Raw genomic sequence first — 16,596 nt, 5'->3', positions numbered from 1 at the left:
TCAGCCCCGGCAGGAAACCTCGCCCTCGGCCATGAAGGCAACGCGTTCCTGTGCGTCATGAAGAATGAGCTTTGCCGGCCAGTGCATCGTGTCCGATCCGCTGCCCTTGCCGGGCAGGCTCACGAGATCGACCCAACTGGCCAGACCGACGTAAGTGGAGCGTGCATTGCCCGGAAGCTGCGCGCTCTCGACCTTGGCAGCGTAGCGCTTGAGGTCTCCTGCGATGCGCATGAAGCCCTCTTCCTCGTTGGCGATGAAGATCGGGTCCTTCTGGTCCGGCTTGCGGAAAGCGCAGCCGGGTTTGTCTAGACCGTAGCGGGCCACGTCGATCTCGGTGATCGGCCGGGGAATGATCGGCTTGAACGGCTCCTTGCTCATCCGTTCGACCTTCGCGATATCCTGCGCATCCTCCGCCGTCTGCCCCCCCGGATCTTCCTGCCCGCAGGCGGAGAGAAGAGTGACGACGGCCAGCCCAAGGATCGCATTTTTCATCATTTTCGCCCGAAGAGTTTCTCAATGTCCTGATGGGCAAGTTTAACCCACGTGGGGCGGCCATGGTTGCATTGGCCCGAACGCGGGGTGCGCTCCATTTCGCGCAGCAGCGCGTTCATTTCGGCGACAGAAAGCGAACGGCCCGCGCGGACCGATCCGTGGCAGGCCATCGTCGCGAGCACGAGATCCAGCTTCTCGCCAAGCAGCAACGCATCGCCGTTCTTGGCAAGATCGTCGGCAATATCGCGCACGAGCGCGAAGACATCGGACTTGCCCAGCACCGAGGGCACCGCGCGCACCAGCATCGCGCAAGGGCCGAAACGCTCGAGCACGAGTCCGAACCGGGCGAGATCGGCGATCTTGTCGTCCAGCGCATCGCACGCCGCTTCCTCAAGCTCGACCACTTCGGGCAGCAGCAGGGCCTGAGACCGCACCATCGCGTCCTCCGCACCGGCGGCCTTGAGCCGTTCGAGCACGAGGCGCTCGTGCGCGGCGTGCTGATCGACGATGACGAGGCCGTCGTCCGCTTCGGCCACGATATAAGTGCCGGCCACCTGCCCCCGGGCCACACCCAGCGGATAGCGCAGCGCATCCTCCGGTTCGTCGGGCACGGGTTCTGCGCGTCCGGACGGCTGGGCCATCACTTCAGCCTCATAGGAACGCCAGACTTCCCCTGCTTCACCGACGCGCGAAGGCGCCGGGCGGAAATCGGAGCGGGATTGCGGCGTCGAATACTCGCGGGCGAAGAGAGAACCCAGCGCCGGCGCAGGTGCAGGCGCTACAGGTTCGACCTGCCACATCCCCATCGCCGCGACCGAGGCGGGCTGCGCACTCTTCTGACCCGAAGATTCCAGCGCATGGCGCAACGCGCCGACCAGGAAACCGCGCACAAAGGCGGGATCGCGAAAACGAACCTCGGTCTTCGCGGGATGGACGTTGACGTCCACGTCCTCGGGCGGAATCTCCAGGAACAGCGCGAGCACCGCATGGCGATCGCGCGCCAGCATGTCGGAATAGGCGCCGCGCACCGCCCCTACCAGAAGGCGGTCCTTCACCGGGCGGCCGTTGACGAAAAGGTACTGGTGATCGGCAACGCCGCGATTGTAGGTCGGCAAGCCCGCCACCCCGGTGAGCCGGGCAGTGCCGCGCTCGGCTTCGATCAGGACACCGTCTTCCGCCAGTTCACGCGCAACGAGACGGGCCACGCGCGCCGCCAGTTCCTCGCGCGGCTGCACCGCGATAACGCGGCGGCCGTCATGTTCCAGCACGAACCCGATGTCAGGTCGCGCCATGGCCAGGCGCCGCACGACATCCTGGCATGCCGCATATTCGGAACGCGGCGAGCGCAGGAACTTGCGCCGGGCGGGCACTTTGCCGAACAGATCCTCAACGCGGATTCGCGTGCCGGGCGGCAATGCAGCGGGACCGTCGGCGGCGACCAGTCCGTGGTCAACCACACGCTTCCAGCCTTCCGCCGCCTCATGCGGGCGACTTTCGATGGTCAGCCGCGCAACCGATCCGATCGAGGGCAATGCCTCGCCGCGAAAGCCGAGCGTGGCGACCAGTTCGATATGCTCGTCAGGCAGCTTGGAGGTCGCGTGGCGCTCCAGCGCCAGGGCGATCTGTTCCGGCTCCATGCCGCAGCCGTCGTCGGTCACCTCGATCAGGTCGAGGCCGCCCGAGGAGATCCTAACGGTGATTTGCGTGGAGCCCGCATCCACCGCATTCTCGACAAGCTCCTTGAGCGCGGAAGCCGGACGCTCCACCACTTCTCCCGCAGCGATGCGGTTTACGAGGTGTTCGGGAAGGCGACGGATGGTTGGCATGCAGGGTCTCTTGTCCGGTTGCGCGCAAAGCGTCAAACCGCCGGCGGACGGGCGATCTCGCCACAATCTCGATTTGTTCGAAAGACTAGCGACGAAACGCGTGGAATTCGAGACAGGCTCCGTACGATTCCCCCATGAAATCGACACAAATTTTTGGCGTTTCCCGAATCGATGGGCTAAGGGGACCGCTCCCATGCCAACCTGCCTGTCGCTCCACGGGAAATTCCTGTGGCAAGCAACCGGAAAGACAACGGATTACTGATGGCCTCGCCCTTCTCGCGATTCTTCAAACTCGGCTCACAGAACATGGCGATCGATCTTGGGACCGCCAATACGCTCGTCTACGTTCAGGACCGCGGAATCGTGCTGAACGAACCTTCGGTGGTGGCGATCGAAACGCTTAACGGCGTCAAGAAGGTCAAGGCCGTCGGTGACGACGCCAAGATGATGATGGGCAAGACCCCCGACAACATCGAGGCCATCCGCCCGCTGCGCGACGGCGTCATCGCCGACATCGAAATCGCGGAAGAAATGATCAAGCATTTCATCCGCAAGGTGCACGGCAAGAAGAACCTGTTCCGCTATCCGGAAATCGTGATCTGCGTTCCCTCGGGCTCGACCTCGGTCGAACGCCGCGCCATCCGCGATGCTGCCTCGAACGCCGGCGCCAGCCAGGTCTACCTGATCCTCGAACCGATGGCCGCGGCGATCGGCGCCGACATGCCGGTTACCGAACCGGTGGGTTCGATGGTGGTCGACATCGGCGGCGGCACCACCGAAGTCGCCGTGCTTTCGCTGCGCGGTCTCGCCTACACCACCTCGGTCCGTGTCGGCGGTGACAAGATGGACGAATCGATCGTCTCCTACGTCCGCCGCCACCACAATCTCCTGATCGGGGATGCCACGGCCGAACGCATCAAGAAGGACTACGGCATCGCCGTCATGCCTGCGGACGGCATCGGCGAAACGATCCACATCAAAGGCCGCGACCTTGTGAACGGCGTCCCGAAGGAGATCACCATCTCCCAGGCAAACGTCGCTGAGGCACTGGCCGAACCGATCGGCGCCATCGTCGAAGGCGTCCGCATCGCACTTGAAAACACCGCGCCGGAACTCGCCGCTGACATCGTTGACCAGGGCATTGTGCTCACCGGCGGCGGCGCGCTGATCCAGGGCCTCGATGATTACCTGCGCGAAGAAACCGGCCTGCCGGTCAGCGTCGCCGAAGATCCGCTGTCCTGCGTCGCACTCGGCACCGGCCGTGCGATGGAAGATCCGATCTATCGCGGCGTGTTGATGTCCGCCTGATCGAGTTCGGGGTGGCAGCGGCCCTACGGTCCGCCACCCCGCTGATGTCCCGGCGGTATTGCCGCCGGTCTTGAGGTTCGAGCGGCCCTTGCACGTGAAGTGGCAGGGCCGCCACTACGAAGGAGTGCATGGCGCATGGCGCCGCCAGCAAACAGGCGCTCCAGCTATTCGCGCAGAGCGCAATACACCACCTTCCTGAGCTACACCGCAGGCGTCCTGGGCGCCGTGGTCGGGCTGGGACTCGTGGTCGTCTCACTCGTCAACCCCGATGCCTTTTCAGCGCTGCGCGGCCTTGCCGACGATGCGTCGGAGCCGGCTGCGCAGGTTTCCGCGCAAGGGCGCGACATGGGTCGGGACGCCTGGGCCACGGCCACGGGCTTCCTCCATTCGGGGAACGAACACGCACGCCTCAAGCGCGAACTTGCCGAAGCCAAGGTCCGCCTGTTCGAGGCAGCGGCCACGAAAGCCGAGAACCAGCGCCTCAAGGATCTGATGAATCTGTCCGAGAAGGACGGCGGCGCCGTGACCTTTTCTCGGCTGACCTCGTCCACCAGCGCCAGTTCGCGCCGCTACGCCACACTCGGCGCCGGGGCGGACCGCAATGTGGCCAAGGGCATGCCCGTAAGATCGCAGATGGGTCTCGTCGGCCGGGTTCTCGAAGTGGGCACCTCCAGTGCCCGCGTCCTGCTGGTGACGGATAGCGAAAGCGTCGTGCCGGTGCGCCGGGCGACCGACGGCGTTGCCGCCTTCGCTCAGGGCAACGGCGACGGCACACTGCGCATCCGGCTCATCAACCTTGGCATCAATCCGCTCAGGAAGGGTGATGTCCTCGTGACCTCGGGCTCGGGCGGACTTTACCGTCCCGGAACGCCGATCGCCATCGTGACGGAACTGATCCGCGACGGCGCCACTGCCCGCGTGCTCAGCAATCCTTCCGACACCGATTACGTCATGGTCGAGAAGAGTTGGTCTCCCCCGCCGCCCCCACCCCCTGCAAACGACGGTACGGTCAAGAAGCCCTGATGTTTTCCCGCAACGGCCCCCGCTCCCGCCAGCGCATAAATCACGCGCCATCGCGGCTGCTGGCTCGCGGCTTTCCCTGGCTGACGATCATGCTCGGATCGCTGGTCCCCGGCTGGTTCATGATCGCCTCCGCGCCGGTCATGCCCCCGCTGGGGTTCCTCGTCTATCTCGGCTGGCGTCAACTTCGCCCGGGCCTGCTGCCGATCTGGGCCGGGCTGCCGCTGGGCCTGTTCGATGATCTGTTCTCCGGACAACCGTTCGGCTGCGCAGTCCTGCTATGGTCGCTCACCGCCATCGCGCTGGAAATCGTCGAAGCGCGCCTGCCTTGGCGAAACTTCGTCACGGAATGGCTCATGGCCATGGGCCTCATCGTCGCCTATATTCTGCTGAGCCTCGCCCTTGCCAACATCGCAGGCGCTGCTTCCCCTCTTCAAGTCATCGTGCCGCAGGTCGTCATCTCCGTGCTTTCCTATCCCCTCGTCGGCCGTATCGTGGCCATGTTGGACCGGCTCCGGCTTACGCCGATCGTACTCCTGCGATGAAGATCAGCTTCAAGCGGTTCTTTCCGCAACGCCATGTCAGTGCGGGCACGCTGCGAAACAGCTTCGACCGGCGCAGCATCGTGCTGGGCACCATGCAGGGCGGAATCGGCGTGCTGCTGGCCACCCGCCTCGGTTATCTCGCGGTCGCGCAGAACGCCAAGTACGAGCTCGAAGCGGAAAGCAACCGGGTCAACCTCTCGCTGATCCCACCGCGTCGCGGCTGGATTCTCGATCGTGCCGGCACGCCGCTCGCCTCCAACCGGGCCGACTTCCGGGTCGACCTGATTCCCGAGCGCCTGCAGGATATCCCGCATACTATCCAGACCCTGGGCAAGTTGCTGAACCTGTCCCCGATCGCGCTTCAGGATCTTGAGGACAAGCTCGACAAGGCACGGGGCTTCGCCCCGGTCGAAGTCGCCAGCGGGCTGGACTGGGAGCGTTTTGCCGCCGTCAGCGTGCGGCTGCCCGATCTGCCGGGCGTCGTCACCCAGCGCGGCTTTTCCCGCTTTTACCCTCTGGGGCCATCGGTCGGCCACCTCATCGGCTATGTCGGTCCGGCCTCCGCCGAGGAGTACGAGAAAGACCACGATCCGGTCCTCATCACGCCCGGCTACAAGGTGGGCAAGGACGCGCTCGAGAAATTCTACGAGAAGGACCTGCGCGGCAAGCCCGGCGCCCGGCGTGTGGAGGTCACTGCCTCGGGCCGGATCGTCCGCGACCTCGATACCCGCGAGGACGTTCCCGGAAAGACGCTGAAGCTCACGATCGACGCCGGTATCCAGGAATATGCCTCGCGCCGGATCGGCCCCGAATCGGCGGCAGTGGTGGTGATGGATTGCCAGACGGGCGATATTCTCGCGATGTGCTCGATGCCCAGCTTCGATCCCAACAGCTTCTCGGACGGCATCGGCCGCCTCGAATGGAAGATGCTGTCCGACGACGACCATGTGCCGCTGCGCAACAAGGTTCTGCGCGGGCTCTATCCGCCCGGTTCGACGGTAAAGCCGATGGTAGCGCTGTCCTTCATGGAAGCCGGGCTCGATCCCAAGGAATCGGTATTCTGCGGCGGCGGCCTGCGGGTGGGCAACCGCGTGTTCCACTGCTGGAACCGGCGCGGGCATGGCCAGGTCAACATGGCCAAGGGCATCTACCAGAGCTGCGACGTCTACTTCTACCATTTCGCCCAGCGCATGGGGATGGACCCGATCGCGGCGATGGCGAGCCGGCTGGGCCTTGGCCACGATTTCCCGCTGCCGGTATCCGGCCAGTCGTACGGCACCGTGCCCAATCCGGCGTGGAAACTGAAGAAATACGGCAAGGAATGGCAGACCTTCGACACGGTCAACGCCACGATCGGCCAAGGCTACTTCCTGGTGAACCCGCTGCAGCAGGCCATTCAGGCAGCCCGCATCGCCACGGGCCGCGTCATCATGCCGCGCCTCGTTCACGGGCATGAGCACGAAGTCGCCCCATCACTGGGCATTCCCGACGACCACCTCGCCTATGTCCGGCAGGCCATGTCGGATGTCGCCAACGGCCCCGGCTCCGCCCGCCACGCGGCCCTGCCCTTCCCCGATATCAAGCTCGCCGGCAAGACCGGCACGGCGCAAGTCGTCGGCCTCAACATCGGCAACGGCAAGGGCGGCTTGTGGAAGCACCGCGACCACGGCCATTTCATCTGCTTCGCGCCGGTCGACAATCCGCGCTATGCCTGCTCCGTCGTGGTCGAACATGGCGGCGGCTCAGGCGCGGCCTATCCGATCGCGCGCGACGTGCTGACTTACGTCTTCGACAAGCAGAAGGGCATGGATATCCTGACCGAGCTTGAGAAGAAGTGGGGCGGAACCCCTACAGAACGCCTGGATGCGCGCTACCGCACCTATTCCGCGCAATATGGCGTCGGCGCCCCGGCTGTTTCGGCCGAGGAGGAGAATCGCAAGCTCCAGGGCGCCGAATCGGGTCAGGACCCGGCGCAGCCTATCGTCAACGAAGCCCAGGCCCCGGCACCGGAGCCCGGCTCCAACGATCCGCCTCCTGCCGCACCGCCTGCAAGCGCGCCGTCGCCGGCTACCACGACCGCCCCGCAAACCGGACCGGGAGGCACGCAGTGATCAGCCGCTCCATCGTACCGGAAGCCATCGCGCGCCAGCCCTGGCACATGCTGATCCCCCTGATGGGACTGGTATCGCTGGGCGCTGCAGTGCTTTATTCGGCGGCAGGCGGCAGCCTCCAGCCTTATGCGCTCAGCCATGTGATGCGCTTCCTGATCTTCCTGGTCATGGCAATCGTCATTTCCCGGTTCAGCCGCGATTTCTTCAGAACGGTGGCCTATCCGGTCTACGGCGCGATCGTCCTGCTGCTCGTGCTGGTCGAGGCTATCGGCGCCGTGGGCGGCGGCAGCCAGCGCTGGCTCAACCTGGGCTTCATGACCCTTCAGCCTTCCGAACTCATGAAGCCCGCCATCGTGCTCGTGCTTGCGCGTTTCTACGAAACGCTTCCGCATGCAATGACGGCAAGCTGGCGCGGACTGGTTCCGGCGGGTGTCCTGATCGGAATTCCAGCGCTTTTCGTGATGATCCAGCCAGATCTCGGCACGGCCCTGGCGATCTGCTTCGGCGGCGTGGTGACAATGTTCCTTGCGGGACTGCCGATCTCCTGGTTCCTCGGGGCCGGCCTGACCGGCGCCATCGCCGCGCCGATCGCATTCTTCACCCTGCTCCACGACTATCAGCGCAACCGCGTGCTCGTGTTCCTCGACCCCGAAAGCGATCCGCTCGGCACCGGCTATCACATCACCCAGTCCAAGATCGCCATCGGCTCGGGCGGCCTGTTCGGCAAGGGGTTCGGCAATGGCACGCAGAGCCATCTGCAATACCTCCCCGAATCGCATACCGACTTCGTCTTCGCCACGATGGCCGAGGAATGGGGCATGGCCGGAGGGCTGTTCGTGCTCTTCGTCTTCGCCGTGGTGCTGTCATGGGGTCTGCGCGTCGCGCGAAGTGCACCGGATCGCTTCTCCAGCCTGCTGGCGGCGGGGATGTCGGCCACGATCTTCTTCTATGTGGCGATCAACCTGATGATGGTCATGGGGCTGGCCCCGGTCGTCGGAATCCCGCTTCCCTTCATGAGCCACGGCGGCACCTCCATGCTTACCAACATGATCTGCCTCGGCACACTTATGGCGGTGAACCGCTGGAATCGGCGCCCCGGTTCAATCTTGTAAAATTCTTGAATTTTCCCCTTCCCATCCTGAAAACACACGCTATAGGGGCCTCTCCGCCGCCGGATGGTCGGGCTCGCAAGGCCTGACACGGCAGCCCAGGTCAGGGTATGTGGACGCATAGCTCAGTTGGTAGAGCAGCTGACTCTTAATCAGCGGGTCCTTGGTTCGAGCCCAAGTGCGTCCACCATCCCTGTCCAAGCACGGAAACGTGTGGACGCATAGCTCAGTTGGTAGAGCAGCTGACTCTTAATCAGCGGGTCCTTGGTTCGAGCCCAAGTGCGTCCACCATTTCCATTACCTTGCGCGGAAAACGCGTGGACGCATAGCTCAGTTGGTAGAGCAGCTGACTCTTAATCAGCGGGTCCTTGGTTCGAGCCCAAGTGCGTCCACCATTTCCTTACCCTGCAGTCCTGACACAGCCCCCGCTTCAACGCGCGGTGCCTTCCAGGCCCCTCTCCCCGAATTATTCAGTCAGCCGGATCAGCACCCGCGAGACTTGTCGTGGTCATTGTGGCTGTTCCCGTTTCCATGGCCCTTGTCCGGGCGGCCATTACCCCAATGGTATTTATCTCTGCCCTTGAGCGGGCCGGGACGGAACGGGGATTTCCCGAATCGCTCCTGCGCATAGGACGATTTCCCGAAGGTGCTCCCATAAGCCTTGGTGCCGGCATTGGCCTGGGCCGATGCCGACAGCGCAAGGCCCAGGGCCATTGCAGCGATCACTGTTTTCTTCATTGCGGTCCCTATCGAAAGATGATGGACACCGGCCAGGCGGGGGCATCCCACGAGGCCGGCATACCATTATCGGCAGGGCATGGTTTCATCGCGCTTTCGGAAGAACCCTTAGAAGACCGCATAACGCCGGCTTAACGATACCCGGAACCCGCGCGCGAATCAGCGCCACTGAGCTGCCTTTACGGCAAGCTTCCTGGTGAATGGCCGCCTTTCCGGCCGGGATGTAAACAGGGACATCAGCCTTCACCGCCCTTTCGCGAAGCGATGCTTCCCCGGATCAGAACCCTTCCGACAGGGTATCCTTGCGCGCACCGCGGATACCGTATGCCTTGTCGAGATCCCCGATCACGCGGCTGCCCAGAGGCGAAAGGAACTCGATGCCGACACGGCTCTCGCGAATCCAGCGGACATGCGCAGGGATCGCCTTGAGGTGCGCGATGCGCAGCGCCACGCTCTGGCCCGGCTCGAAATCATCCGCGTTGCCGACAATGCAGCACCCGCCCTCGGAAATGTCGGACAGTTCCACAGCGAAGACATGCCAGCTCGACTTGCGGCACCTCGCGCGCAGCAGCACTTCATGACGCTCGCTGAGCCTGTCGCAAAAACCTTCCGTCCGCATCACCGCCCCTGATCCTGCCGATGGAGCGGATCACTAGCAGCGACAGGTAAATCTACGGTTGCGATACAGGAACTGGCCGAGGCGAAGCGCCGGCTTCTCCGGGCGGAGTTCCGGTACCCGCTATCTGGGCATCGATATCCTTCGCGGTCTCGCCGATCTTCTTGCTGGCGGTCTCATACCGCTCATCGAAACTCGGCTCCCGGTGGCAGGCGGAAAGCGCCAGGATCGCCACCAGGAGAAGGCTGCAACGGCGCATCAATAATCCTTCTTGATGCGCACGTTGAGGCTGTTGACGCCCGATCCGCCGGCCTGGCTGAGAACCGACAGCCACTTGGTCACGCTGACTTCGAGCTGCGTGGCGGTGAAGCCGCGCGCGTCAGTGATAAGCTCCACGTAGATGTCATCGGTGAGGTACTGGCCTGCCGCCAGCGCCGTCCCGCGTCCGCTCGCCTCGTCGGGGCTGAGAATCCGCAGCCGGTCGATCCCCGCCGCAGACCGCAACTTGCCGAGCGGGTTGATCCCGCCGCCGGTGGCCCGCAACGAATTGAGCGACGATGCAAGCTGCACCGCCTGGATCGCGGAGAGGTTCGCGATCGAACTGCCGAACAGGATGCGCGAAAGAACCTCGTCATCAGGCAGGCTGGGATCGGAACTGAAATCGATCTGCGGATTGTAAGCCCGGCCGCTGACTGAAACGGTCACGTCGATATCGTCGATCGTCTCTGTGGCGGTGATGGCAACGGTGGGGTCGATCGTCTGACCGCCGTTGAACGAGATGAGACCGTCGGAAAGTTCGAAGGAACGACCCGCGAAACCCAGAGTACCGCGCACGAGCTTGACCTCGCCCGCCATGCTCGGCGCCGAACTGGTTCCGCTCAGGCGGAAATCTGCGCTCCACTCGGATTCCAGCCCCATGCCCGAGACATAAAGCTTTTCGGGCGCCTTGAGATGAAGATCCAGCCGGACCGAGGAAAACGCGCTCGACATCGGCACGGCGGGCTCGTCGCCGGTAACGCGCATCGGACCGGAACGCGGCTTGAAGCGCACCCCGGTGAGATGCGGCACTTCGACAGCGCCCTGGCGGACGATCTCGTAACGGGTTTCGGGAAGCCGCAAGTCACCGCTCAGAAGCGGTGTCTCGCCCGCACGCTTGGTGAGGTTGAGCGTGCCCGTCGCACTGGCGGAAAGAGAATCGCTGCGCGCCAACCTTGCCCGGTCGAGCTTGACGTCGAGATCCATCGGATAGCCGGCATCAGCCGCCAGGCTGAGACGACCGCTCGCGCTGACCGTGCCGCTGCCGGCATTGGCGTTGAGCGAGGTCAGTTCGAAGGAGTTGCCGTTGAACTTGCCGTCCAGCGTCATGTTGCTGAGCCGGGTTCCATAGGCCTGATATTCGTAAGTAAGGTCCTTGCCCTTCACCAGGCCGGTTATGCAAGGATCGGTAAGGCGGCAGGAGAAATCCGCCGCCACGCCAACCGAACCGGTGAGCGTCTGCCCCGGCTGTCCCGCGAAAGAAAACAGCGTGTCGGCAGGACCGTTGTAGCGGATGCCACCACCCAGCGGCGCCTGGAACAGGCGTGTGCTCCACGCCCCCTCGCCCGGCGGCAACGGTCGCAGGCTGGCGACCATACGGCCGATCACGCTGCCCTGCTTGCGGAACACCGCCCTCGCCTCGCCGCCATCGGGCAAGAGCTTGCCAACGAAGTTGATGTCGACCGGCTGGCTTACCGTGCTCGAACTGGTGCGGGTGAAATTCACAAGGCTCATGCGTGCGTCGGCGCGCGGGAAGGCCGTGGAACTGGCCTGTTCGAAATCGAAGCTGCCGCTGGCCTTGCCGCCCAGGCCATAGCCGGGAACGAATGCATTGATTAGCCCGACATCGACGTTCTCAAGCCGGCTCTGGATTTTCATGCCGGCGCCGTAAGTACCGGCGACCTTTGCCGTGCCCTGTCCGAAACCGATCGTGGTGGGCAGGAGTTCGTAGCCGCCGTCCTTGGGCAGAATCCGTGCCGGAGACTGCGTCTTGAGGGTAAGGCCGCGTACCTTGCCCTCCAGCGCCACGCGCCAGAGTTCAGGGGCAAGATCGGCGTTAAGCGCGACCCGGAACGGAACGCCGCTGACGCCTTCTACAAGACCCTTCGCCTTGCCGCGCCCATCGCGATAATCCACGAGGACACGCGCCGCAGCGAGATTGAAGGCGCCGATGGTCGTGCCCGCAATCTGCGCATCGGCGACGACTGCAGGCTGGTCATACAGCACGGCGCGGCCGTCGATGATCGCTGAACCGATCGTGAGATTGGCGGGTCCAGCGAAGACCGCATCCTTGGCGCGCAAGTTGAAGTCGACAGCCTGGTACTTGCCCTCGGCGTCCAGCCTCAGCGCACCGCCGATGCCGTTGCCCTTGGCGGTCAATTCGCCCGCGAACGGGCCGGAGGCGGTCTGCACCATGCGTCCGGCGAAATCGACGCCCGAAAGGTTGGCGCTGTTGATGTCTACCGCCATCTGCTTGCCGAGCCCCAGCGAGACATCGGCCTTGAGCGGGCCGTAATCGGTGTCCCCGGTCATGTCGAAGCGATAGCCGCCACGAATGCCGTTGATCCGTGCATCGAGGTTGGCAAGACCGATCCCGAGGCCCGGACGTTCCGCCGTGACATGCGCATCGGGGTTTGCGATCGTGCCCGTCACGCGCACGCCGATGGCGCCGTAACGGGTGGAACTGCCACGCGCGGCCAGCGATATGCGGCCATTGGGCGACCAGCTTCCCTGCCCGCCCTGGACCTTGAGTTCGGGCGCGTTGAGCTGCAGCGAGGAAAAGCGCACGACGCCGTCCGGCCCATAATGAACGCGTGAGGATGCCGCGAAATTGCCGCCCAGATAGGTCTGGAGGCTCTCGTTCAGAAGCTTGGTCGAACGCGCACGCACGGTCCCGTCCAGCGCGAAGCCACTGCCTTCGCTCTTCAGGTCCATGTTGGTGCGGATGTTGAAGATGCCGACGCTGTCCAGCCGGTAATTGTCGATCTTGCCGTCAATGGCGCCGGTGTAGAAACCCTTGGCGACGTCCGCCACCAGGATCAGCCCGGCATCGATACGATCGGATTTCAGCCGCATGTTGTCCGACAGCACGCGCGTCCCGTCGATGGCGAGATCGCCGTTCAGCGTGACGTTGGCTAGCGAACCGCCTGCAACCGTGTCCAGCCCCGTCACCCGCTGCACGCGTGCGGACACCGGGATCAGAATCTTGTCGGCATCCACGCGCGCCGCGCCGCTGGCGGACAGGCGCTCGAGCCCCATGTCGTTCATGACCACGCGGGCGGCATTGATGCGATAGGCAACCTTCGGCGTGGTGAACGCACCGTCAAGCGCGAGGGCCGCGGTCAGGCCCGAACCGCTGAGGTTCGGCGCCAGCGCTGCCGGCTTGAGCAGGGCGAAGTTCAGCTTCAGGTCCTGAAAACTGTTGTTGGAAAGGTCGATCACCCCGTCCGGGGTCAGCGTAAAAGCATCGCTCCAGACCCTACCGGTCAGCGTCGCGCGCCGTTCGGCCAATGCCGCCGTTACATCGAGGTTGGTGATCGGGCCAAGCAGGCTTGCGGTCGGCCCCGTGAGCAGCCGCGCGACACGCGTTGGCCCCTTGATCGCGAATGTCCCGTTCCGCGCGGTCAGCGCCAGCCGGGCCAGTTCGCCATCACCGAGATCAGCATCGAATTGGCCGTTCCACGCCTTCCAGTCGCCCTTGCCGCCCAGCTTGAGCCGCAGCGGCTGCTTGAGCCCGCCGAGAGCGGCGATGACCCCACCGGTCGGGGCATCGAGGTCAACGTCGATTGCCAGCCGGTTCTTGGCAGGCACCGCGTCTAGCAGCAGGTTGAAGCGGTCCCCGCCTTCCTTGCCCTCGATCGCAATCGTGCCGCCCTTGGCCGACACTTGCGCGCGGCCATCGGAAATGTGCGCCTTCCCATCGATGGTGACGATACGGCGATTGCCGGAAACCGGCGGCTCCGAAATGAAGCGGTCGATCCGCAACACGCCCACGTCCACGTCAAGGTCGGGCAGCAGCGGTTCGTTGCTGGGCGGGGTCGGCTTGAACTTGGGGACACGCCGCAGGATCATCCGCTGCGCCGTGGCGCTGCGCACGTCCACATGGTTTTCGAGATAGGCGAAGGGGCGCCAGTCCACATCGATTTCGGGCGAAAACAGGAATTCGCCCTGCGGATCGCTGACGGAAAGATCGTGCAAGGTCATGCGCTTGTAGAGCGAACCCTCGATCCGGCCGACCTTGATCCTCATGCCGTTCTGGAACTGCAGCCCCGCGATCTGTTCTGCCACGAAACGGTGACCCGGCCCGGTATCGATGCCAAAGATGACCGCCGCGACCAACACGATCACGCCGAGCACCAGCCCGACCACCGTCTTGAGCACGCGAATGCGCAGGCGGCGTCCGAGCGTGGGACGCGGCTTGCCGTTTTCGACCGGCGCTTCGGGCTCGTCGGCCGGGATCATGGTGTCTTCTTCCGACATCAGAATGCCTGCCCAATCGAAACGTAGAGGTTGAAGCGCGATTCACCCGGTTGCCGGGCAATCGGCGTCGCGATGTCGAGGCGCACGGGGCCGAAGTTGGTGTAGAAACGGCCGCCAAGACCCACGCCGTAGCGCAAGTTGTTGAACTGCGGCATCGTCTCCCGATAGGCCTGCCCCGCGTCGACGAATGCCACCACGCCGTAATTGCCGAAGCGATAGCGCGCCTCGACCGAACCTTCGTTGAGGCTGCGTCCGCCCACGGCGGTACCGTCTGCCGCCTGTTCGCCAAGCGCCTGGTAGGCATAGCCGCGAACGGAGCCACCGCCGCCTGCATAAAGCCTGCGTGACGGCGCAATGTCGAACAGGCCAGCGCCCTGGATCGTACCGAAGCGCACACGGCCGGCGAGAACGAGGCTGTCAGTCACCGGGTAATAGGCCGAAGCATCTACCCGCGCGCGAACATAGGGGTCAAAGCCGTTGCGCACGGTGGCTTCGGGCTGGATCAGCGTGGTCAGGCGGTAACCCTTGGTCGGATCGAGCAGGCTGTCCGTCTGGTCGAGCCCGATCTGGCCGTTCACGCCTGCGACGTAATAGAGCTTGCGGTCGCGGTTGCCGGTCGTGCGGTTATAGTCGGTTTCCGCCGTTCCCAGCATTTCGATGCCGAATGCGTAAGTATACTTCTTTTGCCAGATCGGCGTGGAATCGCGCGCGATACGCGCTGCGATGCGGCCGGTGTAGGCACTGTAGGCGTCGTAGTCGTTGTGGAAGGCCTCGGCCACCAGTTCGAACGTCCGGTCTCGCTTGCCCGAATTGGAACGACGGAAGGTCACGCCCGCGCCCTGCTGCCGGGTACCGGCTATGGCCTTGGCGATCAGCGCGCCTTCCGGCGGGAACATGTTGCGATGTGTCCAGGTCGCCTGAGCGGTGATGCCCTCGCCCGTGGCATAGCCCAGAGAACCGGCGATCGTGCGTGGCGGCCCGGCATCCTGCTGGACGTTCAGCGTCACGTATTCCGTACCGTCGCCAACTGCCTCGCCGGTCTTGCGCGGCTCGACCGAAACGGTGGAGAACAGGCTCGTCGCCACCAGCGCCTTGCGCAGGTCGTCCACCTTTCGGCTGTCATAAAGTTCGCCGCGCTTGAAACGGGCGAGTACGCCAACATGTTCGGCATCAAAGGCCAGGTCGCCCGAAGTGGTGAAACCGCCGAACCGACCGCGCGGGCCGACGTCGACAGGCAGCGTGTAGACGCCGTCGGCGCTTTCCTGATCGAGCAGGATGTCACGGTCACCCACCTTGGCGAAGGCATAGCCGTTTTCAGGCAGCGCCAACGCGACTTGCGCTTCGGCACCCTGAACGCGCTGGGCGACGATCGGCTCACCGACCTTGATGGAAAGGTTCCGGGCGATCAGGTCCGCCGGCACTGTCGGATCGGCCTTCACCACGATATCGGAGAAAGTATAGCGCTTACCCGGTGCCACCGAAACGACCGCGACCAGCCCGCCTTCGGCCGCCGGTTCGATGCGGGTGTTCACCACGGGCGAATACCAGCCCTCGGACGCCAGCACGGTCTGCATCAGCGCGCTGTCTTCGGTGAGCCGGGCATTGAGCATCGCCACGTTCGCCGCCTTGCCGCCGCCCTTCTTCAGGGCGGAAAGCGACCGGAACTCGCTGCGCATGTCCGTTTCGGTCTCGTCGTCAGCGGTCGCCAGCCCGTCGATCCGGGTTTCGTAAGCGACTTCGACGTCCTTGGTATCTTCTTTCTTTTCCGCGAACTGGACTGGCGTCACCTCGAACTGGTCGATCGCGGGCAGCGGCGCGTTCAGTTCAGCATCGCGAACCGGCGCATCGCCGATCTCCTCGGTCGTATCGCCATCCGACAGGGCCGGATTGCCGAGCGGAGCAGACTGGCCTTCCTGTGGCTTGGCACCGGTCTGTTCGCTCGCCATCCGGCGCTCGAACGCCTCGATCGATTCCAGCGGCTTGTCGAGTTCCGAATCGTCCTGCGGATCCAGCCTGGGGATCGCCTTGTTGAATTCGTCATCGGGGATGATCGTCTTCACTTCCGGCAGCGGCAGGTTTGCAGGCGGAGCCGGCACGACGATCTTGCCGGCCTGAACCCCGTCATCCTCGATCGCCGGGGACGCAGCAGGCGAGGCCGGAGCGGGCGCTGCAGCTTGCGGCTGCACGGCGCTACTTTCCTGCGCATGCACAGGCGCTGCCGACAGGGCCAGCAGGATGGAAATGGTGGCAAGTCCCGCACCGTCGCGCAGCGAAAGGGAACAAGCCGGCTTCTGAGAGATTAGCCAAGGCATGAGC

Annotated in this window: 11 protein-coding genes and 3 tRNA genes; 8 read left to right on the top strand and 6 right to left on the bottom strand. The window is 64.3% G+C overall.

The features are described 5' to 3' along the window. Both U9J33_RS10300 and mutL read right to left on the bottom strand, forming a co-directional pair. The gene (locus U9J33_RS10300; protein ID WP_324694987.1) at positions 1-495 is read right to left on the bottom strand and encodes a hypothetical protein; all 495 of its coding nucleotides are present in this window, start codon (positions 493-495) and stop codon (positions 1-3) included. Then, positions 492-2,318 (bottom strand): DNA mismatch repair endonuclease MutL, encoded by a 1,827-nt coding sequence (gene mutL / locus U9J33_RS10295; protein ID WP_324694985.1) that lies wholly within the window; start codon positions 2,316-2,318, stop codon positions 492-494. The genes U9J33_RS10300 and mutL overlap by 4 nt, the downstream gene beginning before the upstream one ends. A gap of 261 nt (positions 2,319-2,579) precedes the next feature. On the opposite strand from mutL, the gene U9J33_RS10290 reads away from it, so the two are divergent. The 8 genes from U9J33_RS10290 to U9J33_RS10255 all read left to right on the top strand — a co-directional run bounded on the left by U9J33_RS10290 (position 2,580) and on the right by U9J33_RS10255 (position 8,806). Continuing rightward, positions 2,580-3,626 (top strand): rod shape-determining protein, encoded by a 1,047-nt coding sequence (locus U9J33_RS10290; RefSeq protein WP_132468775.1) that lies wholly within the window; start codon positions 2,580-2,582, stop codon positions 3,624-3,626. A gap of 135 nt (positions 3,627-3,761) precedes the next feature. Further along, a complete protein-coding gene (gene mreC, locus U9J33_RS10285; protein WP_324694982.1) occupies positions 3,762-4,649 on the top strand; it encodes a rod shape-determining protein MreC in 888 nt (295 codons plus the stop codon). Beyond that, positions 4,649-5,191, top strand: coding sequence for a hypothetical protein (locus U9J33_RS10280; protein WP_054435676.1), 543 nt, complete (start codon positions 4,649-4,651; stop codon positions 5,189-5,191). The genes mreC and U9J33_RS10280 overlap by 1 nt, the downstream gene beginning before the upstream one ends. Next, positions 5,188-7,302 (top strand): penicillin-binding protein 2, encoded by a 2,115-nt coding sequence (mrdA, locus tag U9J33_RS10275; RefSeq protein WP_054435678.1) that lies wholly within the window; start codon positions 5,188-5,190, stop codon positions 7,300-7,302. The genes U9J33_RS10280 and mrdA overlap by 4 nt, the downstream gene beginning before the upstream one ends. Further along, on the top strand, positions 7,302-8,414 hold the full coding sequence (gene rodA, locus U9J33_RS10270; RefSeq protein ID WP_185998785.1) for a rod shape-determining protein RodA: 1,113 nt from the start codon (positions 7,302-7,304) through the stop codon (positions 8,412-8,414). Before mrdA ends, rodA begins: the two co-directional genes overlap by 1 nt. A gap of 111 nt (positions 8,415-8,525) precedes the next feature. After that, positions 8,526-8,601 (top strand) — tRNA-Lys (locus tag U9J33_RS10265). Between the two features lie 25 nt (positions 8,602-8,626). Next, positions 8,627-8,702: transfer RNA gene (locus tag U9J33_RS10260), tRNA-Lys, on the top strand. 28 nt (positions 8,703-8,730) lie between these two features. Next, a tRNA-Lys gene (locus U9J33_RS10255) sits at positions 8,731-8,806 on the top strand. Between the two features lie 88 nt (positions 8,807-8,894). Here the strand turns inward: U9J33_RS10255 and U9J33_RS10250 are convergent. The 4 genes from U9J33_RS10250 to U9J33_RS10235 form a co-directional block, all read right to left on the bottom strand. Further along, positions 8,895-9,149 carry a hypothetical protein gene (locus U9J33_RS10250; protein WP_324694980.1) on the bottom strand — a complete coding sequence of 85 codons (255 nt, stop codon included), beginning with the start codon at positions 9,147-9,149 and terminating at the stop codon, positions 8,895-8,897. Between the two features lie 277 nt (positions 9,150-9,426). Beyond that, positions 9,427-9,768: a PilZ domain-containing protein gene (locus U9J33_RS10245; RefSeq protein WP_324699035.1), complete on the bottom strand. Its 342-nt coding sequence runs from the start codon at positions 9,766-9,768 to the stop codon at positions 9,427-9,429. A 255-nt stretch (positions 9,769-10,023) separates the two neighbouring features. Beyond that, positions 10,024-14,280 carry a translocation/assembly module TamB domain-containing protein gene (locus U9J33_RS10240; protein ID WP_324694978.1) on the bottom strand — a complete coding sequence of 1,419 codons (4,257 nt, stop codon included), beginning with the start codon at positions 14,278-14,280 and terminating at the stop codon, positions 10,024-10,026. Further along, entirely contained in the window at positions 14,280-16,592 is a 2,313-nt protein-coding gene (locus U9J33_RS10235) for an autotransporter assembly complex protein TamA (RefSeq protein WP_324699034.1), read from the bottom strand. The genes U9J33_RS10240 and U9J33_RS10235 overlap by 1 nt, the downstream gene beginning before the upstream one ends. Between the last annotated feature and the right edge of the window lie 4 nt (positions 16,593-16,596).

It is taken from the genome of Novosphingobium sp. RL4 (assembly GCF_035658495.1).
In the GTDB taxonomy this organism is placed as follows: domain Bacteria; phylum Pseudomonadota; class Alphaproteobacteria; order Sphingomonadales; family Sphingomonadaceae; genus Novosphingobium.
Note: the sequence above shows the minus strand (reverse complement) of the source record. Positions and strands in the feature narration are given on the sequence as shown.

What these genes read in the sequence shown, in the direction of transcription:
- U9J33_RS10300 (WP_324694987.1), bottom strand. Translation starts at nt 495, where the DNA reads ATGATGAAAAATGCGATCCTTGGGCTGGCCGTCGTCACTCTTCTCTCC.
- mutL (WP_324694985.1), bottom strand. Translation starts at nt 2,318, where the DNA reads ATGCCAACCATCCGTCGCCTTCCCGAACACCTCGTAAACCGCATCGCT.
- U9J33_RS10290 (WP_132468775.1), top strand. Translation starts at nt 2,580, where the DNA reads ATGGCCTCGCCCTTCTCGCGATTCTTCAAACTCGGCTCACAGAACATG.
- mreC (WP_324694982.1), top strand. Translation starts at nt 3,762, where the DNA reads ATGGCGCCGCCAGCAAACAGGCGCTCCAGCTATTCGCGCAGAGCGCAA.
- U9J33_RS10280 (WP_054435676.1), top strand. Translation starts at nt 4,649, where the DNA reads ATGTTTTCCCGCAACGGCCCCCGCTCCCGCCAGCGCATAAATCACGCG.
- mrdA (WP_054435678.1), top strand. Translation starts at nt 5,188, where the DNA reads ATGAAGATCAGCTTCAAGCGGTTCTTTCCGCAACGCCATGTCAGTGCG.
- U9J33_RS10250 (WP_324694980.1), bottom strand. Translation starts at nt 9,149, where the DNA reads ATGAAGAAAACAGTGATCGCTGCAATGGCCCTGGGCCTTGCGCTGTCG.
- U9J33_RS10245 (WP_324699035.1), bottom strand. Translation starts at nt 9,768, where the DNA reads ATGCGGACGGAAGGTTTTTGCGACAGGCTCAGCGAGCGTCATGAAGTG.
- U9J33_RS10240 (WP_324694978.1), bottom strand. Translation starts at nt 14,280, where the DNA reads ATGTCGGAAGAAGACACCATGATCCCGGCCGACGAGCCCGAAGCGCCG.
- U9J33_RS10235 (WP_324699034.1), bottom strand. Translation starts at nt 16,592, where the DNA reads ATGCCTTGGCTAATCTCTCAGAAGCCGGCTTGTTCCCTTTCGCTGCGC.